Source organism: Mycobacterium sp. Panama NTM2 (genome assembly GCF_054355555.1).
The window spans coordinates 4855761-4877324 of the sequence record NZ_CM135953.1 but is presented as its reverse complement, the minus strand read 5'-3'; the positions used below and the strand labels follow the sequence as shown (position 1 = coordinate 4877324).

The following is a 21564-nucleotide window of genomic DNA, read 5'->3' as shown; positions in this document are numbered from 1 at the left end:
GCTCTAGGCGTGCCTGCGCATGGCGAGTTGTATCCCGGGGACATCAAGTCGGTGTTGCTGTCGGAGGAGCAGATCCGCGCCAAGACCGCGGAACTCGCCGATCTGATCGCCGCCGATTACCCGACGCCGGGGGAGGGGCAGCAGGACCTGCTGCTGATCACGGTGCTCAAGGGTGCGGTCATGTTCGTCACCGACCTGGCCCGGGCGATCCCGCTGCCCACGCAGCTGGAGTTCATGGCGGTCAGCTCGTACGGCTCGTCGACGTCGTCGTCGGGTGTGGTGCGCATCCTCAAGGACCTCGATCGCGACATCAACGACCGCGATGTGCTGATCGTCGAGGACATCGTCGACTCCGGCCTGACGCTGTCGTGGCTGCTGCGCAACCTGGCCACCCGGCGGCCGCGTTCGCTGCGGGTGTGCACGCTGCTGCGGAAGCCCGATGCGGTGCGCGCCGACGTCGACATCGAATACATCGGCTTCGACATCCCCAACGAGTTCGTGGTCGGCTACGGCCTCGACTACGCCGAGCGCTACCGCGATCTGCCGTTCATCGGCACGCTCGACCCGAAGGTCTATACCGACTGACCCACCCCCCGCCCAAACCGACGTTCGGGCGGGAAAGCGCGAGAAGTTCTCGCCATTTCGTCGATCTGGACGCAGGATCGAAGCCATGACCGACACCGCGTTGCGCATCTGCCCGTTCTGCGAGGCCACCTGCGGCCTGACGCTGACCATCGACGAGGGCCGCGTCATCGGCGCCCGGGGTGATCGCGACGACGTGTTCAGCCACGGATTCATCTGCCCGAAAGGTGCCAGCTTCGCCGAGCTCGACAACGATCCCGATCGGTTGCGGGCGCCGCTGGTCCGTCGCGACGGCGTGCTCACCGAGGCCACGTGGGAGGAGGCGTTCGCTGCGGCCGCCGAGGGTCTGAGCGCGGTGATCCGCGAGAACGGCGGAGCGTCGGTCGGGCTGTATCTCGGAAACCCCAACGCGCACACGGTCGCCGGCGCGCTGTATCCGCCGCTGATCATCCGCGGCCTTGGCACCCGGCAGGTGTTCTCGGCGAGCACGTTGGACCAGATGCCCAAGCACGTGTCGCTGGGCCTGATGTTCGGCAGCCCGGTCGCGTTCACTGTGCCCGACCTCGACCGCACCGACTATCTCGTGATCATCGGGGCCAACCCCCTGGTGTCCAACGGCAGCGTGACCACCGCCCCCGACTTCGGCGGCAAGATGCGCGAGATCCGCAAGCGGGGCGGCCGCATCGTCGTCATCGACCCGGCCCGCACCCGCACCGCCGAACTCGCCGATCGCCACCTCGCGCCGCGCCCCGGCACCGACGCGGCGCTGCTGTTCGCGGTGGTGCACGTGCTGTTCGACGAGGACCTGGTGACTCTCGGGGAGATCGGAGACCACGTCGCCGGACTCGATGACGTGCGGGCGGCCGCGCGGGACTTCGCACCCGACGCCGTCGCCGAGTACTGCGGCGTCGACGCCGACGAGATCCGCACGCTGGCACGCGAACTCGCCGCGGCGCCCAGCGCGGCCGTCTATGGCCGGATCGGCACATCGACCGTCGAGTTCGGCACCCTCGGCAGCTGGCTCGTCGACGTCGTCAACGTCCTCACCGGCAATCTGGACCGGCCCGGCGGCGCGATGTTCCCCTGCTCGGCGGTGGCGCCGGCGCCGCGCGGGCACCGGCCCGGCAAGGGGTTCCGCACCGGTCGCTGGCACAGCCGGGTGTCCGGCCGTCCCGAGGTGCTCTCCGAACTGCCCACCCCTGTCCTCGCCGAGGAGATCGAGACGCCGGGCGACGGTCAGATCCGGGCGATGATCACGGTCGCGGGTAACCCGGTGCTGTCCGCCCCCGACGGCGACCGGCTCGACAAAGCACTGGAGCGCGTCACGTTCATGGTCAGCGTCGACCCCTACGTGAACGAGACGACCCGCCACGCCGACGTCATCCTGCCCCCACCCCCGCCGTCGCGCGCCCCGCACTTCGACGTCGCGCTCAACGCTCTCGCTATCCGGAACAACGCCCGCTACTCACCGCCGGTGTTGCCGCTCCACGGCCGGCCCAGCGAGGCCGAGATCCTGTCGCGGCTCGCGCTGGTCGTGTACGGCCTGGGCCAGGACGCCGACCCGGCGCTGGTCGATGAGCAGGTCATCGCCACCACCCTGGCCAAGGAGACCGCGGACCCCGATTCACCGGTCGCCGGGCGCGCGGTCGACGAGCTGACCGCGATGCTGCCCGCCGGCCCCGGCTATGAGCGCCGGCTCGACATGATGCTGCGCCTGGGCGCCTACGGCGACGCGTTCGGCGCTCGCCCGGACGGCCTCACGCTGCAGCGGCTCAGGGACGCACCGCACGGTGTCGATCTGGGTCCGCTGCAGCCGCGGCTGCTCGACGTGCTGCGTACGCCGTCGGGTCGAGTCGAGCTTGCGCCGCCCGCCCTGATCGAGGACGCGGCCCGGCTGCGCGAGGCGATGGCGCGTCCCGCCCAGGGCTTCGTGCTGATCGGGCGCAGGCACCTGCGCAGCAACAACAGCTGGATGCACAACCTGCCCGCACTCGCGGGCGGCACCAACCGCTGCACGCTGCGGATGCACCCCGACGACGCCGCCGACCTCGGCGTCACCGACACCGCCGTGGTCAAGGGTGCCGGCGGCGAGCTGGTGGTGCCCGTCGAGCTCACCGACGGCATCCGCCGCGGCGTGCTGTCGCTGCCGCACGGGTGGGGGCACGACCGTCCGGGCACCGGCCAGCAGCTGGCCGCCGGTCAGCCGGGCGTCAACGTCAACCAGCTCAACGACGGGTCGCTGCTCGATCCGCTCTCGGGCACCGCGGTGCTCAACGGGCTCCCCGTCACCGTCGGGCCCTCTAGCTGAGCTGCCACACGACCGTCACCGAGAAGCCGACGGTCTGCTGACCCGGCTCCAGCGGCACCGCGGCCTCCATCGCACGCGGCATCGCCGGCATCGGCACCGGCGGGGTGGGCGCGGCCGACTCGGAGATCGAGATGACGTCGCCGAGGTCGAGCCCCGACAGCTGCGCGTACTGATTCGCTCGGTCCTTGGCGTCATTGAACGCGCGGGCGCGGGCGTCACGGACCAGCTGTGAGTCGTCGTCGATGGAGTAGTTGATCGAGTTGATGCGCGCGGCGTTGCCGCCGGTGCTGACGATCAGACCGATCGCGTCCGACGCCTTGGCCAGATCGCGGATCGTGACGGTGATCGAGTTGGTGGCGCGGTACGCGGAGATCGTGGTGCTGTCGCTGCCGTACTGCGGCTGCAGATCCGCTGCGGTGGTGGCGATGTCCTTGCGGTCGATCCCGGCGCCGACCAGTGCGTCGATGACGGCCTGCTGGCGCTCGCTGGTCTGGCTCATCGCGCCGGTGGCGTCCGCGGCCTGGAACTCCATGGATGCGTTGACCGTCAATGTGTCCGGGGTGCCTTTGACCTGACCTTCGCCGACGACGGTGACCTGCCGGGCGTCGGTGCCGGGCGACGCGGCCGGTCCGGACCGCGCGTCGCAGGCGGCCGCCGAAGCCGCGACGACGCCGGCGGCGGCGACGGTCAGAGCGATCCGGGTGACGGGTCTGCGGGCTGTGTGCGACATGGCTGGCACAGTAACGCGCCGAGCCCGGCATCGGTGCGTCACTCGGCGCGGTGGCGTCCCCAACCCTTGTGCGTCTTCTTCGCGGGCTTGGGCGTGCTCGCCGCGGCGCTGTCGCTCGCGGGCGGGGCGGTGACGGACGGCGTGTCGTCGGCGCTCTGCGTGCTGTCGTCACCGGACCGGCGCGGTTTCCGCGCGGGGGAGTCATCCGAATCATCCTCGGCGGCAGTATGTTTCGAGAACAATGCGCGACGGGTGGGAGCGGGCTCGGCTTCGTCGGCCGCGAGGACCGTCTTCTCGGGTTCCGGTGCGACGACCGGCGCAGGCTGCGGCGCGTCCAGATACGGCCGGTCGTAGGCCTTTTCGATGATGTCGGTGAGCGGGCCGTTCAATTTCGCGGCCAGCTCGTCGAACCCCAGGGCGCGCAACGGTTTCAGCAGCGGTAGCTCCGTCGTCGGGACGAACACGTAGGTGGTGTTGCCCTCGGTCCACACCACGTTGTCCGGATCGTCGAGGTCGACCCCGCGGTAGTCCAGGTGCATCGGGGAGAGCATGCCTGCCGCGACGTTGGCCAGCGCCAGCAGGTTCAGCGGCCGGTCCGGGAAGTCGGCCATCGGGTCGTACTGCCGGACCACGTCGATCACGTGATAGTCGGTGGGCTCGATCGGTGGCATGAGACCGCCGTGGGCCCGCCGCGGATTGCCGATCAGGACGAAGGACACCTCGTCGGGCGAGGGCGCGCCGGCCACCCCGGAGTGCTGGGCCATCCACTCCTCGGCCACACCGGCGCCGTTGCTGAAGCCCAGCACGACGGTCGGGCCGTCGCCGATGGCCTGCGACGGCGACGCCGCCAGTTGCGAGAGCTGCCGGTCCAGGGCGCGTACCCCGTTACCCGTCGCGAACGGAACATAGTCCAGCCGGGAGCACGTGGCGGTGGCGCACAGCGACCCCTGCAGGGCGGTGTCCAGAGACCACACCGGCCACAGCGGGCTGATCGTCACCACGGAGCTCGCCGGGGGCGGGTCTACGGCGGCAGCGGATGACGGGGGCGCCATGCCCAGAGACAACACCGCGCTCGCCGCGACGACCGGCGGGACCACATACCGCGCCGACAGCTGCGGAAGGCCGAGTGACGGCCGGACCGCCGGTTCGGGCTCGCGCAGTGACTCTCCGAGGTCGTCGAGGACGGCGACGAGGAGACCGTCGCGGTCGCCGAAGTGGCCGTAGAGCACGTCCGTGCTGACGCCTGCCGCCTCGGCGACGTCGGCCATGCTGGCCGCAGGCCCGAGGTCGGCGAATGTGTGACGCGCCGAGGTGACCAGGGCGGCGCGGTCAGACCGGCCCACAGACACACGGCGTCGCTTTGCTGTGAAGTTCACGTCAATTTCCCCCCGGTGGCATGCCGCCCCAACCCGCAGCAAACATACCCGCCCGTGGTGGATATCACACCTCAAACCGCGAGGAACTCGAACAACAATCGGCTCAGCTCGTCCGGCCGCCCCACGGTCAGCCAATGTCCTGGCCACTCCGTCACGACCTCCCGACACGGTCCGCTGACCACTTCGCTGGAGCGGTGTCGCGGAATGTGGGCCAGCTCCGGTTACCCGGCCTCGGCCACCTGCAGCGTCACCACGTTGGTGTGGACTCTCCGTGTGCGCGCGGCGTCGAGTGTGAGTCTGGATCGCGAGTTCGGCGCAGATTCCGATCTGTGTGCACACCAGCGGCGGGAACTCCAGAGGCTGCCGAACGTTGGTCTAGCGGTAGCCTTGAGGTTTCCAGCTGGCGTTCTTGGAAGGATTTTGGCCGGGGTTCTTTCACCCTGGCCGCACACATCGATGAACCGGACCAACGCATGAACCGTAAAAATGTGATCCGCACGCTCACGGTGATCGCCGTGGTCCTGTTGCTGGGGTGGTTCTTCTTCTACTTCAGTGACGACACCCGCGGCTACAAGCCCGTCGACACCTCGGTCGCGATGTCGCAGATCACCAGCGGCAACGTCACCAGCGCGCAGATCGACGACCGTGAGCAGCAGCTGCGGCTGGAGCTCAAAGACGGCAACGGGGACACCGAGAACAGCGACAAGATCATCACCAAGTACCCGACCGGGTACGGCGTGACGCTGTTCGAGGCGCTGCAGGGCAAGAACGTCAAGACGAACACGGTGGTCAATCAGTCCAGCGTGCTGGGCTCGCTGCTGATCTACATGCTGCCGCTGCTGCTGCTGGTCGGCCTGTTCGTGCTGTTCTCCCGCATGCAGACAGGCGGCCGGATGGGCTTCGGCTTCGGCAAATCGCGGGCCAAGCAGCTGTCCAAGGACATGCCCAAGACCACGTTCGCCGACGTCGCGGGCGTCGACGAGGCGGTCGAGGAGCTCTACGAGATCAAGGACTTCCTTCAGAACCCGAGCCGCTACCAGGCGCTCGGCGCCAAGATCCCCAAGGGCGTGCTGCTCTACGGCCCGCCCGGCACCGGCAAGACGCTGCTGGCCCGCGCCGTGGCCGGGGAGGCCGGGGTGCCGTTCTTCACGATCTCGGGCTCTGACTTCGTCGAGATGTTCGTGGGTGTCGGCGCCTCCCGCGTGCGCGACCTCTTCGAGCAGGCCAAGCAGAACAGCCCGTGCATCATCTTCGTCGACGAGATCGACGCGGTCGGCCGCCAGCGCGGCGCCGGCCTCGGCGGCGGTCACGACGAACGCGAGCAGACGCTCAACCAGCTGCTCGTCGAGATGGACGGCTTCGGCGACCGCCAGGGCGTCATCCTGATCGCAGCCACCAACCGGCCCGACATCCTCGATCCCGCGCTCCTGCGGCCCGGCCGCTTCGACCGCCAGATCCCGGTCTCCAGCCCCGACCTGGCCGGCCGCCGCGCCGTGCTGAAGGTGCACTCGCAGGGCAAGCCGATCGCCCCCGACGCCGACCTCGAGGGTCTGGCCAAGCGCACCGTCGGCATGTCCGGCGCCGACCTGGCCAACGTCATCAACGAGGCCGCGCTGCTGACCGCGCGCGAGAACGGCACCGTCATCACCGGCCCGGCGCTCGAAGAGGCCGTGGACCGCGTGGTCGGCGGGCCGCGCCGCAAGAGCCGGCTGATCAGCGAGCACGAGAAGAAGATCACCGCCTACCACGAGGGCGGGCACACGCTGGCCGCCTGGGCGATGCCCGACATCGAGCCCATCTACAAGGTGACGATCCTGGCCCGCGGGCGCACCGGCGGTCACGCGATGGCGGTGCCGGAGGACGACAAGGGACTGATGACGCGCTCGGAGATGATCGCGCGCCTGGTGTTCGCGATGGGCGGGCGCGCCGCCGAGGAGCTCGTGTTCCGGGAGCCGACCACCGGCGCGTCCTCTGACATCGACCAGGCCACCAAGATCGCCCGCGCGATGGTCACCGAGTACGGCATGAGCTCCAAGCTGGGCGCGGTGCGCTACGGCACCGAGCACGGCGACCCGTTCCTGGGCCGCACGATGGGCAACCAAGCGGACTACAGCCACGAGGTCGCCCAGATCATCGACGACGAGATCCGCAAGCTCATCGAGGCCGCGCACACCGAGGCGTGGGAGATCCTCACCGAGTACCGCGACGTGCTCGACGTGCTGGCCGGCGAGCTGCTGGAGAAGGAGACGCTGCACCGCAAGGAGCTGGAGCAGATCTTCGGTGATGTGAAGAAGCGCCCGCGGTTGACGATGTTCGACGACTTCGGTGGCCGCGTGCCGTCGGACAAGCCGCCGATCAAGACCCCCGGCGAGCTCGCCATCGAACGCGGCGAGCCGTGGCCCAAGCCGGTGCCGGAGCCCGCGTTCAAGACCGCGATCGCCCAGGCGTCCAAGGCTGCCGCCGATGCGGCGCACCGCAACGGCGGCAACGGGACCAACGGCGCGAATGGTGCGCCGGGCGGGCCGACCCAGCCCGACTACGGCGCTCCGGCCGGGTGGCATGCCCCCGGCTGGCCGCCCCCGCCGCAGCAGCAGGGCGGTGCCCCGCAGCAGCAACCGCAGCCCGGCTACTGGTATCCGCCGTCGGGATATCAGGGTGCGCCGGCTCATCCGCAGCCGCCGTATTATCCGCCCTACCAGCAGCCGTATCCGCAGCCCGCACCGCCGGAACAGGACGGTGGTCAGGGCGGCCACGACAACGGCCGCGGTGAGAACGGGCGCGGCACCCCGCCGGGCAACGGGTAACGGAGGAGACCTCGATGACGCGGTCGCAGGACATTTCGGCCACGCTCACCACCCGGGAATTCGACCAGGCTCGTGCGGAGGCCGCTGTGCGCGAGCTCCTGCTCGCCGTCGGTGAGGATCCGGACCGGCACGGCCTGATCGACACCCCGGCGCGCGTGGCACGGGCCTACCGGGAGATGTTCGCAGGCCTCTACACCGATCCCGACGATGTACTCAACACCACGTTCGACGAGCAGCACGACGAGCTCGTGCTGGTCAAGGACATCCCGATGTACTCGACGTGCGAGCACCACCTGGTGTCCTTCCACGGCGTCGCGCACGTCGGCTACATCCCCGGCAAGGACGGCCGCGTGACGGGCCTGTCGAAGCTGGCCCGTGTGGTCGATCTGTACGCCAAGCGACCGCAGGTGCAGGAGCGGCTGACCTGCCAGATCGCCGACGCGCTCATGCGCAAACTCGATCCACGGGGAGCGATCGTGGTGATCGAGGCCGAACACCTGTGCATGGCGATGCGCGGCATCCGCAAGCCGGGGGCCAGCACCACGACGTCGGCGGTGCGCGGACAGTTCAAGACCGACAAGGCATCTCGCGCCGAAGCTCTGGACCTGATCCTGCGGAAGTGATCATCGCCGACCTGTCGTCCACTGCGGCGCCCGTGGCCGTCATGGGCGTCGTCAACGTCACCGACGACTCGTTCTCCGACGGCGGCTTGTTCCTGGACCGGGATCGCGCGGTCGCGCACGGGGTCGAGCTGGTGGCACACGGCGCGGCGATCATCGATGTCGGCGGCGAATCCACCCGCCCCGGCGCAACCCGCATCGACCCCGCGGTGGAGACCGCCCGCATCCTTCCGGTCATCGCCGAACTCGCCGCCCGCGGCATCACGGTCAGCGTCGACACGATGCACGCCGGGGTAGCCAGCGCAGCGCTGGAGAGCGGAGCCCGCATCGTCAACGACGTCTCGGGCGGCAGGGCGGATCCGGACATGGTGCGCGTGGTCGCCGACGCGGGCGTGCCGTGGGTGCTGATGCACTGGCGCTCGGTCGACAGCGCGCGGCCGCACGAGCCCCCGGTCTACGGCGACGTCGTGACCGAGGTGCGCGACGAGTTGATGGCCTGCGTCGACGCCGCCGTTGCGGCCGGCGTGGATCCCGGGCGGCTGATCCTCGATCCCGGGCTCGGTTTCGCGAAGACCGCGCACCACAACTGGGCGTTGCTGGCCGCGCTGCCGGAGTTCGTCGCCACCGGTATCCCGATCCTCGTCGGCGCGTCGCGCAAACGATTCCTCGGCACATTGCTGGCCGGCGCCGACGGGACCCCGCGGCCGCCCGGCGGACGGGAGACGGCGACGGCGGCGATCTCGGCCCTGGCCGCCTGGCACGGGGCGTGGGGGGTGCGGGTGCACGACGTGCGCGCCTCAGTGGATGCGCTTGCGGTGGTGTCGGCCTGGCGCAACGCGGGTGAGGAGGCCCAGCCGAATGGCTGACCGGATCGAGTTGCGCGGCCTGCGGGTGCGCGGCAATCACGGGGTGTTCGACCACGAGCGCCGCGACGGGCAGGACTTCGTCGTCGACATCACGGTGTGGATCGACCTGGCCGCCGCTGCCGCGAGCGACGATCTCGCCGACACCCTGGACTACGGAGCGCTCGCCCAGCGCGCCGCCGACATCGTCGCCGGCCCGCCGCGGCAGCTGATCGAGACCGTGGCCGGTGAGATAGCCGAGGACGTCATGGCCGACGAGCGCGTGCACGCCGTCGAAGTGGCCGTGCACAAGCCGGCCGCCCCGATCCCGCTGGACTTCGCCGACGTCGCGGTGATCGCCCGCCGGTCCCGCCGCGGCGGGCGCGGGGCGGGGCCGCCCGCTGGCCCCGCCAGCCCCGCGGCGGGGCCGCGATGACGTCGGTGGTGCTCTCGATCGGGTCCAATCTCGGCGACCGGGCGGCGTATCTGCAGTCGGTCCTCGACGGCCTCGGCGACACGGTCACCGCGGTGTCGCCGGTCTACGAGACGGCGGCGTGGGGTGGGGTCGAGCAGGGCGCCTTTCTCAATGCGGTGGTGCTGGCCGACGACGCGTCGACGGGACCCCACCAGTGGCTGCACCGCGCCCACGAACTAGAGGCAGCCGCCCAGCGGACACGCGAACAGCATTGGGGGCCAAGGACACTCGACGTCGATCTGGTTCAGGTGCGCGACGGTGGCCGCGAGCTCACCGTCGACGACGACGTCTTGACCCTGCCGCACCGGTACGCCCACGTCCGGGCGTTCGTCCTCGTCCCGTGGCTGGCGGTCGCTCCCGCGGCCACGCTGACGGTCGAGGGTCGACCCACCTCCGTCGCGGATCTGCTGGGCGCTCTCGATCCGGCCGAGCGTGCCGGCGTGCACCTCACAGAGCACGTACTGACACCCCGGACCGCACGCTGATGGGACCGACGCGCAAGCGCGACCTCGTCGCGGGGGCGGCAGCAGCCGCCGTACTGGGTTACGTGCTGGTGCGGGCCACCTACCGGTACTTCCCGCCGATCACGGTGTGGACGGGCATGTCGCTGCTCGGCGTCGCGATCGCCCTCGCAGGCTGGGGCTTCTACGTCCGGGCGCGTATTCGCGACGGGGAGATCGGCGTCGGTCGCGGTCGGCTGCATCCGTTGGCGGTGGCGCGCTCGGTGCTGATCGCCAAGGCCGCGGCGTGGATGGGTGCGGTCGTGCTGGGGTGGTGGGTGGCTGTGTCGGTCTACGTGCTGCCGCGCCGCGACGCGCTGCGGGTGGCCGCGGCCGACAGCCCCGGAGCCGTCGTCGCGGCGCTCTGCGCGCTGGCGCTGGTCGCGGCGGCGCTGTGGCTGCAGCATTGCTGCCGGTCTCCCGACGACGCCCCGCCCGACGCCGATCCGGCGCCCGGCTGAGGCGTCATCCGGCTTCGTGACCGAATCGCCGCAAGGGTCGACACGCGTGGCGACCTGTGGCGGGTACAGTCGCCCCATGACCGATCCGACCCGTGGCGCCCGCATGCGTCGGGGCGGTCGGCGGCCCGGCTGGATCTTGATGACAGCGTTGCTGGTGCTGGCCATCGCGGCCAGTTCTGCCCTGGTTTTCACTGATCGCGTCGAGTTGCTCAAGCTTGCTGTGATCCTCGCGCTGTGGGCCGCGGTGGTCGCGGCTTTCGTGTCGGTGATCTATCGCAGACAGAGCGACAGCGACCAGGCCAAGGTGCGGGATCTGAAGCTGGTGTACGACCTTCAGTTGGAACGCGAGATCTCGGCGCGCCGCGAATACGAGCTGACGGTCGAGAGCCACCTGCGCCGTGAGCTGGCGAGTGAGCTGCGGGCGCAATCGGCCGACGAGGTGGCCGCGCTGCGGGCCGAGCTGGCCGCGCTGCGGGCCAATCTCGAGTACCTGTTCGACACCGATCTGTCGGAGCGCCCGGCACTGGAGCACGATCGCGCCGAGGCGCCGTCCCTGCCCACCGCCGGACGGGTCAGCAGCAGTCGCGTCGACACCGAGGACGCCGACGCCCGCCGGGCCGCCCTCGACACCGACGAGCACTCCCCGGACACCGAGGAGAGCCCGATCATCGACGTCCCCGCCGAACCGCACCCCGACGACGCCTGGCCGCGGGTGCCCGACCCGGCCGAGCCGGTCGGTGGGGCCCACCGGCGCGCCGGGGAGCAGGCCGGGCCCTGGACGCCTCCGACGCCGCCGCCACCTGCGCAGGCGCCGCAGTTCCCGTGGTTGCCGCCGCAGGCCACCCCGGAGCAGTCGGCACCGCCGCCGCCTCGGCCGGCGGATGCTCGCGGCACGTCGGGCACGTGGCAGCCCGCACCCGCCGAAGGCCGGTTCATTCCCGCCGGTCAACCTGGTTCGCACTGGTCGTCCCCACCTGCACCCCCACCGCAGCCGGAGCCGTCACGCCCCGAGCCGTCACGCCCCGAGCCCGACGCCGCGCCGGAGTACGTGGGCCGTCGGCGTGCCCCGGAGGCGATGGAGCCCTCCGGGCCGCCCCGGGGCCGGCACTCGTCGGCATCGGAGCCGGAGCCACCCGTCGAGGAGGTCCCCGACGCGCCCGAGGACGAGGACGGCGGCGCGCACACCGGTGGTCAGTCCGTCGCCGAACTGCTGGCGCGGCTGCAGGCGAGTCCGACCGGCGGGGGACGGCGCCGCCGCCGCGAGGACTGATCCGGACGCTGGGTTAGGCTGAGGCCGACCGGTACCCGCCCTGCGGGACCGGACCGACGTGAGAATTCAGCGAGGGCGAACGCGATGGTTGCGATGGTGCAGCCCCCGATCGGTGGGAGTGCTCCCCACGACGGACTCCGCCCCGCCCGGCTGACCGTCGGCGTCGTCTCGGCGGGCAAGGTGGGCGCCGTCCTCGGCGCGGCACTGGAACGGGCCGAGCACGTGGTCGCCGGGTGCAGCGCGGTGTCGCGAGCGTCCCGCGCGCGAGCGGCCCGGTGGTTGCCGGACACCCCGGTGCTGGCCGTCGCCGATGTCGCCGCACGCGCGGAGCTGCTCCTGCTGGCCGTGCCCGATGCCGCATTGGCCGACTTGGTGGCGGGGCTGGCGGCCACGGGTGCGGTACGGCCCAACACGATCGTCGCGCACACGTCGGGCGCCAACGGGATCGGAATCCTCGCGCCGCTGGCCGAGCAGGGGTGCATCACGGTGGCGATGCATCCGGCTATGACGTTCGCCGACACCGACGAGGACGTGGATCGGTTGCGCGGCACCTGCTTCGGGATCACCGCCGCCGACGAGATCGGTTACGCGATCGCGCAGTCGCTGGTCCTGGAAGTGGGCGGTGAACCGTTCCGGGTGCGGGAGGACGCGCGCACGCTGTATCACGCGGCGCTCGCGCACGGCAGCAACCACGTAGTGACCGTCGTGCTCGATGCGCTGGAGGCGCTACGGGCCGCGTTGACCGGGCAGGAGCTGCTCGGTCAGGACATCGTCGCCGACGTCCCCGGCGGGTTGGCCGAACGGATCATGGGTCCGCTGGTCCGGGCCTCGGTGGACAACGCACTGCGGACGGGTCAGCGCGCGCTGACCGGTCCCGTTTCCCGAGGGGATGCCGCCGCGGTCGCCGGCCATCTGCAGGCTCTCGAAGAGGTCAATCCTGCTCTCGCGCAGGCATATCGAACGAATTCCCACCGGACGGCCCAGCGGGCGGAGGCGCCCCGCGCCGTCTTCGACGTACTGGCGGAGGCAGAACAGTGATCAAGACGGGACCGACATTCTCCGCAGGAGAACTCAACACCTACCGGAGCCCCACCGAGGTCGCCGACGTGACCCGCGCGCTGCGCGCCACCGGGCGCCGCATCATGCTCGTCCCGACGATGGGTGCCCTCCACGATGGCCACCTGACGCTGATCCGCACCGCAAAGCGGGTGCCCGGCGCCGTCGTGGTGGTGTCGATCTTCGTCAACCCCTTGCAGTTCGGCGCCGGTGAGGATCTCGACGCCTACCCCCGCACCCTCGCCGACGACCTCGACGCGCTGCGCGCCGAAGGGGTGGAGATCGCCTACACCCCGACGGCCCAGGACATGTACCCGCAGGGTCAGCGCACCACCGTGGTGCCGGGACCGCTCGGAGCAGAGCTCGAAGGCTCCTCGCGGCCAACGCATTTCGCCGGAGTGCTGACCGTCGTCGCCAAGCTGTTCAACATCGTGCGGCCCGACCGCGCCTACTTCGGGGAGAAGGACTACCAGCAGCTGACGCTGATCCGGCAGATGGTCGCCGACCTGGATCTGGGCGTGCAGATCCAGGGCGTGCCGATCGTGCGCGAAGCCGACGGGCTGGCGATGTCCTCACGCAATCGGTACCTCGATCCCGTGCAGCGCGAGCAGGCCGGCGCCCTGTCGGCTGCCCTGCTCGCCGGCATGTACGCCGCGGCCACCGGAGTGCCCGCGGCGCTCGATGCCGCCCGCGCCGTGCTGGACGAGGTGCCCGCATTGGAGGTCGACTATCTGGAGGTGCGCGATCCGATGCTCGGGCCCGCACCCGTGGAGGGGCCCGCGCGAATGCTGGTGGCCGCCAGGCTCGGAACCACGCGGCTACTCGACAACATCGCGATCGACATCGGTGCGAGCGCCGGCATCGACGGTCACCCTCGCACCCCGAGCGGTGAGAGCCACGAACTTCCCTGGAGAAACTGAGTGCTGCTCGTCATCGACGTCCGTAACACCCACACCGTCGTCGGTCTGATCTCCGGTGCCGGCGATCACGCGAAGGTGGTGTCGCACTGGCGCATTCGCACCGAGTCCGAGGTCACCGCCGACGAACTGGCGCTCACGATCGACGGGTTGATCGGCGACGACGCCGAGCGGCTCACCGGTGCGGCGGGCCTGTCGACCGTGCCGTCGGTGCTGCACGAGGTCCGCGTGATGCTCGAGCAGTACTGGCCCGCAGTGCCCCATGTGCTGATCGAACCCGGGGTGCGCACCGGCATCCCGCTTCTGGTCGACAACCCCAAAGAAGTGGGTGCCGACCGCATCGTCAATTGCCTTGCGGCCTATCAGAAATACGGCACCGCGGCGATCGTCGTCGACTTCGGGTCGTCGATATGTGTGGACGTGGTCTCGGCCAAGGGTGAGTTCCTGGGCGGCGCCATCGCCCCCGGTGTCCAGGTGTCCTCCGATGCAGCCGCCGCACGTTCGGCGGCGTTGCGCCGCGTCGAGTTGACCCGGCCGCGGTCGGTGATCGGCAAGAACACCGTCGAATGCATGCAGGCCGGCGCTGTGTTCGGGTTTGCCGGGCTGGTGGACGGTCTGGTGAGTCGGGTGCGTTCGGACGTCGACGGCTTCTCCGGCGACGACGTCGCGGTGGTGGCGACCGGGCACGGCGCCCCGCTGGTGCTCGCCGACCTGCGGACCGTTCAGCACTACGACCGCCATCTGACCCTCGACGGGTTGCGTCTGGTGTTCGAACGCAACCGCGACAACCAGCGCGGCAAGCTCAAGGGCGCCCGGTAGCGCTCACCAGCGACTTCGGGGGCGGTGGGCTGGTCATTTAAGCTGGCACGTCGTGACCGACGAATCCGGCAGGCCAGATCTCGACCGTGACGACTCCGGGGACATCGCCGACGACATCCCCGAGCAGTTCCGGATCCGTCAGGCGAAGCGTCAGAAGCTGCTCGACGAGGGACGCGACCCCTATCCCGTCGAGGTCGCCCGCACGCACACCCTCGCCGAGGTCCGTGCGGCGTTTCCCGATCTGGCCGCCGACGAGACGACGGGCCAGGTCGTCGGGGTCTCCGGCCGCGTCATCTTCGCCCGGAATTCCGGCAAGCTGTGCTTCGCCACGCTGCAGGAGGGTGACGGTACCCAGCTGCAGGCGATGATCAGTCTCAACCAGGTCGGCCAGGAGTCCCTCGACGCGTGGAAGGCCGAGGTCGACCTCGGAGACATCGTGTTCGTGCACGGTGAGGTGATCAGCTCCCGCCGCGGTGAGCTCTCTGTGCTGGCCGATTCGTGGCAAATGGCGGCCAAGTCACTGCGGCCGTTGCCGGTGGCTCACAAAGAGATGAGTGAGGAGTCGCGGGTCCGGCAGCGCTACGTGGACCTGATCGTGCGTCCCGAAGCCCGCGCCATCGCCCGGCAGCGAGTCGCCGTGGTGCGTGCGGTGCGGGCGGCGCTCGAGCGGCGCGGCTTCCTGGAGGTCGAGACGCCCATCCTGCAGACCTTGGCAGGTGGTGCGGCGGCGCGGCCCTTCGTCACACACTCCAACGCCCTCGATGCCGACCTGTATCTGCGGATTGCGCCGGAGCTTTTTCTCAAACGGTGTGTGGTGGGCGGATTCGACAGGGTCTTCGAGTTGAATCGGGTGTTCCGGAACGAGGGTGCCGATTCCACGCATTCCCCCGAATTCGCGATGCTCGAGACATATCAGGCGTACGGAACTTATGACGATTCCGCGACCATGACGCGCGAACTCATTCAAGAAGTCGCCGACGAGGCGATAGGTACGCGGCAGGTGCCATTGCCGGACGGCAGCACCTATGACCTCGACGGTGAATGGGACACAGTTGCGATGTATCCCTCATTGTCGGAAGGGCTCGGTGAGGAGATCACGCCGGCGACCGGTGCCGATGAATTGTGGCGCATCGCCGACCGCCTCGGCGTGGAAATTCCCCGTGACCGTGGTTACGGCCACGGGAAATTGGTCGAGGAACTGTGGGAGCACGTGGTCGGCAACACATTGTGGGCGCCCACCTTCGTGCGGGATTTCCCGGTCGAGACCACACCTTTGACCCGTGCGCACCGCAGCATCGACGGCGTCACCGAGAAGTGGGACCTCTACGTCCGTAAGTTCGAGTTGGCCACCGGATACTCGGAATTGATCGACCCGGTGATCCAGCGCGAACGTTTCGAGGCGCAAGCCCGGGCGGCCGCCTCGGGCGATGACGAGGCGATGCTTCTCGACGAGGATTTCCTCTCCGCCCTGGAGTACGGGATGCCGCCCACGACCGGAACGGGAATGGGTGTGGACCGCTTGTTGATGGCGTTGACGGGGTTGGCTATTCGCGAGACTGTTTTGTTTCCCATTGTTCGGCGCCACTCTTAGTCATCGGAGTTCGACGGCTCAGTTCGTCACGCGGTCTTCTGCAGTTGCGATTCCTGCGACATCTGACGTTGTTGAAGGAAAAGCGCATTTATGGCACATTGATCCCGGGGTTCGGGGTCATGGAGTTGCGGGGCAGCGCGTACAGAAGGGCATTGGGCCATGGCGAAAAAAGTCACCGTCACTCTTGTCGATGATTTCGACGGTGACGGCGCCGCCGACGAGACCGTCGAATTCGGTCTGGACGGCGTGAGCTATGAGATCGATTTGTCGGCGAAGAACGCCGCCAAACTCCGCAATGATTTGAACAAATGGGTCGAGGCGGGCCGCCGCGTCGGTGGCCGTCGCCGGGGCCGGGCGGCCGGCACCGGCCGGGGTCGCGCCGCGATCGACCGTGAGCAGAGCGCGGCGATCAGGGAGTGGGCCCGTCGCAACGGTCACAACGTGTCCACCCGCGGACGCATCCCGGCCGACGTCATCGACGCCTTCCACGAGGCCACCTAGCGGCAACAGCGCGCCCGGTTGCCGGGCGCATTCCGTGGTTCCCGCGGCCGGCGGGCGTTCGCTACCGGCGAAGCCGCCGGCCCTGCTCTGACGAAACGATTCTGCGGGTCGCGACGTTGGACCCTACGGCGCCAGGTGATCGTCCGCCGTTCAGCCCGCAGAGAACCCCTCGCGAACGGGCCGACAGGCGGGGCACCTGTGGCCGCCGCCCATTACAGTGGACGGCAGGTGCGGGCACGCCTTTTGCGTGCGGCACCCATCTATGCGATGGAGAGCAGGTAACCACGGATGTTCGAAAGATTCACCGACCGTGCACGTCGGGTTGTCGTCCTGGCTCAGGAAGAGGCCCGGATGCTCAACCACAACTACATCGGCACCGAGCACATCCTGCTGGGACTCATTCACGAGGGTGAGGGAGTGGCCGCCAAGTCACTCGAGTCGCTGGGCATCTCCCTGGAGGGTGTGCGCAGCCAGGTCGAGGAGATCATCGGTCAGGGCCAGCAGGCGCCGTCCGGGCACATCCCCTTCACCCCGCGTGCCAAGAAGGTGCTGGAGCTCAGCCTGCGTGAGGCGCTGCAGCTCGGCCACAACTACATCGGCACCGAGCACATCCTGCTCGGGCTGATCCGCGAGGGCGAGGGTGTGGCCGCGCAGGTGCTCGTCAAGCTCGGCGCGGAACTCACCCGGGTGCGCCAGCAGGTCATCCAGCTACTGAGCGGCTACCAGGGCAAGGAGACCGCCGAAGCCGGTACCGGCGGGCGCAGCGGCGAGGCGGGCAACCCGTCGACCTCGCTGGTGCTCGACCAGTTCGGCCGCAACCTGACCGCCGCCGCGATGGAGGGCAAGCTCGACCCCGTCATCGGCCGCGAGAAGGAAATCGAGCGGGTCATGCAGGTGCTGAGCCGCCGAACGAAGAACAACCCGGTTCTGATCGGCGAGCCGGGTGTCGGCAAGACCGCCGTCGTCGAGGGCCTGGCCCAGGCGATCGTGCACGGCGACGTGCCCGAGACGCTCAAGGACAAGCAGCTCTACACCCTGGACCTCGGTTCGCTGGTCGCGGGCAGCCGCTACCGCGGTGACTTCGAGGAGCGCCTGAAGAAGGTGCTCAAGGAGATCAACACCCGCGGCGACATCATCCTGTTCATCGACGAGCTGCACACGCTCGTCGGTGCCGGTGCCGCCGAGGGCGCGATCGACGCGGCCAGCATCCTGAAGCCGAAGCTGGCCCGCGGTGAGCTGCAGACCATCGGCGCGACCACGCTCGACGAGTACCGCAAGTACATCGAGAAGGACGCCGCGCTCGAGCGCCGGTTCCAGCCGGTGCAGGTCGGCGAGCCGACGGTGGCGCACACGATCGAGATCCTCAAGGGTCTGCGGGACCGCTACGAGGCGCACCACCGCGTCTCGATCACCGACGGGGCGATCGCGGCGGCCGCCACGCTGGCCGACCGCTACATCAACGACCGGTTCCTGCCGGACAAGGCGATCGACCTGATCGACGAGGCGGGCGCCCGGATGCGTATCCGCCGGATGACCGCGCCGCCGGACCTGCGCGAGTTCGACGAGAAGATCGCCGACGCGCGCCGGGAGAAGGAGTCCGCGATCGACGCGCAGGACTTCGAGAAGGCCGCCAACCTGCGCGACAAGGAGAAGCAGCTCGTCGCGCAGCGCGCCGAGCGTGAAAAGCAGTGGCGCTCAGGTGATCTCGACGTGGTCGCCGAGGTCGACGACGAGCAGATCGCCGAGGTGCTGGGCAACTGGACCGGTATCCCGGTGTTCAAGCTCACCGAGGAGGAGACCACGCGTCTGCTCCGCATGGAAGACGAGCTGCACAAGCGGATCATCGGCCAGGAGGACGCCGTCAAGGCGGTCTCGAAGGCGATCCGTCGTACGCGCGCCGGTCTGAAGGACCCCAAGCGTCCGTCGGGCTCGTTCATCTTCGCCGGCCCGTCCGGCGTCGGGAAGACCGAGCTGTCCAAGGCGCTGGCCAACTTCCTGTTCGGCGAGGACGACGCGCTCATCCAGATCGACATGGGCGAGTTCCACGACCGCTTCACCGCCTCGCGGCTCTTCGGTGCCCCTCCGGGGTACGTCGGCTACGAGGAGGGCGGCCAGCTCACCGAGAAGGTGCGCCGCAAGCCGTTCAGCGTCGTGCTGTTCGACGAGATCGAGAAGGCCCACCAGGAGATCTACAACAGCCTCCTGCAGGTCCTCGAGGACGGCCGTCTCACCGACGGTCAGGGCCGCACGGTCGACTTCAAGAACACCGTGCTGATCTTCACGTCGAACCTCGGAACGTCCGACATCTCCAAGGCGGTGGGCCTCGGCTTCACCCAGGGTGGTGGCGAGAACAACTACGAGCGGATGAAGCAGAAGGTCAACGACGAGCTGAAGAAGCACTTCCGCCCGGAGTTCCTGAACCGTATCGACGACATCATCGTGTTCCACCAGCTGACGCAGGACGAGATCATCAAGATGGTCGACCTGATGATCGGCCGGGTCGGCAACCAGTTGCGGGCCAAGGACATGACGATGGAGCTGACCGATCGGGCCAAGGCCCTGCTGGCCAAGCGCGGCTTCGATCCGGTGCTGGGAGCGCGTCCGTTGCGGCGCACCATCCAGCGCGAGATCGAGGACCAGCTGTCGGAGAAGATCCTCTTCGAAGAGGTCGGACCCGGCCAGCACGTCACCGTCGACGTCGAGAACTGGGACGGCGAGGGTCAGGGCGAGGACGCGGTGTTCACCTTCCACGGTGGGCCGAAGCGCTCCGAGCCGGCAGAGGCTGATCTGGCGCAGGCCGGCGCAGCCGAATAAGCGACACGCCGAACGGGCGGTCACCCACCAGGGTGGCCGCCCGTTTGTCGTTCCTCGACCCCCCGCGGTTGTGCGGTTTCATCCGCGACTCGCCGCCAAGGCCGTATCGCGATACACACTCGCGACGTGGTCGGCGCCCACAGGCGACCGGCGCGCTCTATGATCCGTATGTCAATCGACGGTAGTCGGAATCTGGTGAGACTCCAGAACGGTCGCGCCACTGTGACAGTCAGACCCGATGCCGTCGGCACCTGCCGACTGGGACGCGACATCCCGGAAAGGACCTCTCATGACCACTCCTGACGCCCCACGGGCTACGACCCCACGCACAGAGGCACTCGACTTCTCGGCCACCAAAGCGGCGCTGTGGCTGTCGCTGACCGCGTTCCTTGCGCTGGTCGTGCTGTACTTCGTCGGCGTCGACCAGGGCGCGACATCCGTGTTCGGCGACAACATGTACATCCACGAGTTCGTCCACGATGCTCGTCACCTCCTCGGATTCCCCTGCCACTGACGGGGCCAGGGGTTACCTGAGAATGGAAAAGCAGATCATCTGGCGCGGAATTCTCTCCGGCGCCATCGCAGGTGTGCTCGCGTTCGTCTTCGCGAAGATCTTCCTCGAGCCGGTCATCGGCCGGGCCATTGACTTCGAGGACGGCATCTCGGCCGCGCACGAGCACATGGACATGGCCACCGAGATGGCCACAGCGGGCGGCCACTCGCATGGTGAGGGCGGCGAGCTCTTCAGCCGCGGCATCCAGTCGACCATCGGCATGGGCCTGGGGGTCCTGCTGTTCAGTGTCGCGCTGGGCGCGCTATTCTCGGTCGTCTTCGCGTTCGCCTACGGCCGCATCGGGAACCTGTCGGCGCGGGCCACATCCGTGGTCGTCGCCGGAGCGATGTTCGTGGCGCTGTGGCTCATCCCGGCGCTGAAGTATCCGCCGAGTCCGCCGGCGACCAGCGACGACGCCACGATCTACCAGCGTTCGATGCTGTACCTGCTGATGGTGGGGCTCTCGGCGTTGCTGATGGTGGCGGCGGTCTACCTGGGTCGTCAGCTGACGTCGAAGCTGGGGGCGTGGAACGCGACGCTCACGGCCGGTGCGGTGTATCTCGTCGCGGTGTTCGCGCTGATGCTGGTCTTGCCGACGATCAACGAGACGCCCGGGCCGATGGTCGACGACGCGGGAGCCATCGTGTTCCCCGGCTTCCCGGCTGCCGACCTGTACGAGTTCCGGCTCTACTCGCTGACGACCCAGCTCATCGTCTGGACGACGATCGGGCTGACGTTCGCGGCCATGGTCTCGAAGCTTCTCGGCGAGAAGCGGAAGGACGCGCTGACGGTGTGAGCGAGGTCGTCCGGCTGACACTCGTGTCGCACGGCATGACCGACGCGATGTCAGCCGGACGGTTCCCCACCGACGAACCGCTCAACGTGCTCGGCCGCGGGCAGGTGTCCGATGCGCGCGCCGAGCTCAGGGACGCCGACCGGGCCTACTGCGGCCCCGAGGCGCGCGCCATCCAGACCGCCGACGTGCTCGGCGTGCGGGCCGACGTCGAGCCGAAGCTCGCCGATCTGGATTGCGGGCGGTGGCGCGGGGAGAAGCTCACCCGGGTGCAGCCCGCCGATCTGGCGATCTGGCTGACCGATCCCACCCGGGCTCCGCACGGGGGCGAGAGCGTCGTCGAGCTGATCACCCGGGTGCGAGGGTGGCTGGACTCGCTGACCTCGCAGCACGTCCGCGTCGTCGCCGCGACACACCCGGCCGTCATCCGCGCGGCGCTGCTGGTGGTTCTGGACGCCCCGCCGAAGTCGTTCTGGCGCATCGACATTGCGCCTGCCAGCGCCACGGTGCTGCATTTTCGCGGACACGCCTGGACGCTTCGGGCGTGACCGG

20 protein-coding genes are annotated in these 21564 nt (G+C 69.3%); 18 read left to right on the top strand and 2 right to left on the bottom strand.

Features of this window, described 5'->3' with window-relative positions:
* The first annotated feature begins 9 nt into the window (after nucleotides 1-9).
* Together hpt and ACXYX3_RS23365 are read left to right on the top strand one after the other, a co-directional pair.
* Nucleotides 10-585, top strand: coding sequence for a hypoxanthine phosphoribosyltransferase (gene hpt, locus ACXYX3_RS23370; protein WP_241204584.1), 576 nt, complete (start codon nucleotides 10-12; stop codon nucleotides 583-585).
* An 85-nt stretch (nucleotides 586-670) separates the two neighbouring features.
* Nucleotides 671-2890, top strand: a complete 2220-nt coding sequence (locus ACXYX3_RS23365; RefSeq protein WP_458609192.1) for a molybdopterin-dependent oxidoreductase — start codon at nucleotides 671-673, stop codon at nucleotides 2888-2890.
* Here the strand turns inward: ACXYX3_RS23365 and ACXYX3_RS23360 are convergent.
* Nucleotides 2883-3620, bottom strand: coding sequence for an SIMPL domain-containing protein (locus tag ACXYX3_RS23360; RefSeq protein ID WP_458609191.1), 738 nt, complete (start codon nucleotides 3618-3620; stop codon nucleotides 2883-2885). The genes ACXYX3_RS23365 and ACXYX3_RS23360 overlap by 8 nt on opposite strands.
* Nucleotides 3621-3658: 38 nt before the next feature.
* Nucleotides 3659-4963: a PE-PPE domain-containing protein gene (locus ACXYX3_RS23355; protein WP_458609189.1), complete on the bottom strand. Its 1305-nt coding sequence runs from the start codon at nucleotides 4961-4963 to the stop codon at nucleotides 3659-3661.
* A gap of 506 nt (nucleotides 4964-5469) precedes the next feature.
* On the opposite strand from ACXYX3_RS23355, the gene ftsH reads away from it, so the two are divergent.
* The 16 genes from ftsH to ACXYX3_RS23275 all read left to right on the top strand — a co-directional run bounded on the left by ftsH (nucleotide 5470) and on the right by ACXYX3_RS23275 (nucleotide 21560).
* Nucleotides 5470-7800: an ATP-dependent zinc metalloprotease FtsH gene (gene ftsH, locus ACXYX3_RS23350; protein WP_458609188.1), complete on the top strand. Its 2331-nt coding sequence runs from the start codon at nucleotides 5470-5472 to the stop codon at nucleotides 7798-7800.
* A gap of 14 nt (nucleotides 7801-7814) precedes the next feature.
* The gene (folE, locus tag ACXYX3_RS23345; RefSeq protein ID WP_458609187.1) at nucleotides 7815-8423 is read left to right on the top strand and encodes a GTP cyclohydrolase I FolE; all 609 of its coding nucleotides are present in this window, start codon (nucleotides 7815-7817) and stop codon (nucleotides 8421-8423) included.
* Nucleotides 8424-8464: 41 nt separating this feature from the next.
* Nucleotides 8465-9286, top strand: coding sequence for a dihydropteroate synthase (gene folP, locus ACXYX3_RS23340; protein WP_458612195.1), 822 nt, complete (start codon nucleotides 8465-8467; stop codon nucleotides 9284-9286).
* Nucleotides 9279-9698, top strand: a complete 420-nt coding sequence (folB, locus tag ACXYX3_RS23335; protein ID WP_458609186.1) for a dihydroneopterin aldolase — start codon at nucleotides 9279-9281, stop codon at nucleotides 9696-9698. The genes folP and folB overlap by 8 nt, the downstream gene beginning before the upstream one ends.
* A complete protein-coding gene (folK, locus tag ACXYX3_RS23330) occupies nucleotides 9695-10222 on the top strand; it encodes a 2-amino-4-hydroxy-6-hydroxymethyldihydropteridine diphosphokinase (protein WP_458609184.1) in 528 nt (175 codons plus the stop codon). Before folB ends, folK begins: the two co-directional genes overlap by 4 nt.
* Nucleotides 10222-10698 carry a DUF3180 domain-containing protein gene (locus tag ACXYX3_RS23325; RefSeq protein ID WP_458609183.1) on the top strand — a complete coding sequence of 159 codons (477 nt, stop codon included), beginning with the start codon at nucleotides 10222-10224 and terminating at the stop codon, nucleotides 10696-10698. The genes folK and ACXYX3_RS23325 overlap by 1 nt, the downstream gene beginning before the upstream one ends.
* Before the next feature lie 76 nt (nucleotides 10699-10774).
* Nucleotides 10775-11968 (top strand): DUF6779 domain-containing protein, encoded by a 1194-nt coding sequence (locus ACXYX3_RS23320; protein WP_458609182.1) that lies wholly within the window; start codon nucleotides 10775-10777, stop codon nucleotides 11966-11968.
* A gap of 93 nt (nucleotides 11969-12061) precedes the next feature.
* Nucleotides 12062-13006 carry a Rossmann-like and DUF2520 domain-containing protein gene (locus ACXYX3_RS23315; protein ID WP_241205492.1) on the top strand — a complete coding sequence of 315 codons (945 nt, stop codon included), beginning with the start codon at nucleotides 12062-12064 and terminating at the stop codon, nucleotides 13004-13006.
* The gene (gene panC, locus ACXYX3_RS23310) at nucleotides 13003-13944 is read left to right on the top strand and encodes a pantoate--beta-alanine ligase (protein WP_458609181.1); all 942 of its coding nucleotides are present in this window, start codon (nucleotides 13003-13005) and stop codon (nucleotides 13942-13944) included. Before ACXYX3_RS23315 ends, panC begins: the two co-directional genes overlap by 4 nt.
* Nucleotides 13945-14760: a type III pantothenate kinase gene (locus tag ACXYX3_RS23305; protein WP_241205357.1), complete on the top strand. Its 816-nt coding sequence runs from the start codon at nucleotides 13945-13947 to the stop codon at nucleotides 14758-14760.
* Between the two features lie 52 nt (nucleotides 14761-14812).
* Complete coding sequence (gene lysS / locus ACXYX3_RS23300; RefSeq protein ID WP_241205358.1) at nucleotides 14813-16351, top strand: lysine--tRNA ligase; 1539 nt, start codon at nucleotides 14813-14815, stop codon at nucleotides 16349-16351.
* Between the two features lie 159 nt (nucleotides 16352-16510).
* Complete coding sequence (gene lsr2 / locus ACXYX3_RS23295; protein ID WP_241205359.1) at nucleotides 16511-16852, top strand: histone-like nucleoid-structuring protein Lsr2; 342 nt, start codon at nucleotides 16511-16513, stop codon at nucleotides 16850-16852.
* 288 nt (nucleotides 16853-17140) lie between these two features.
* Nucleotides 17141-19666, top strand: a complete 2526-nt coding sequence (gene clpC1 / locus ACXYX3_RS23290) for an ATP-dependent protease ATP-binding subunit ClpC (RefSeq protein ID WP_241205360.1) — start codon at nucleotides 17141-17143, stop codon at nucleotides 19664-19666.
* A gap of 289 nt (nucleotides 19667-19955) precedes the next feature.
* A complete protein-coding gene (locus tag ACXYX3_RS23285) occupies nucleotides 19956-20180 on the top strand; it encodes a CbtB domain-containing protein (protein WP_458609180.1) in 225 nt (74 codons plus the stop codon).
* Between the two features lie 22 nt (nucleotides 20181-20202).
* Nucleotides 20203-21015, top strand: coding sequence for a CbtA family protein (locus tag ACXYX3_RS23280; RefSeq protein ID WP_458609179.1), 813 nt, complete (start codon nucleotides 20203-20205; stop codon nucleotides 21013-21015).
* On the top strand, nucleotides 21012-21560 hold the full coding sequence (locus tag ACXYX3_RS23275; protein WP_458609178.1) for a histidine phosphatase family protein: 549 nt from the start codon (nucleotides 21012-21014) through the stop codon (nucleotides 21558-21560). The genes ACXYX3_RS23280 and ACXYX3_RS23275 overlap by 4 nt, the downstream gene beginning before the upstream one ends.
* Nucleotides 21561-21564 lie beyond the last annotated feature (4 nt).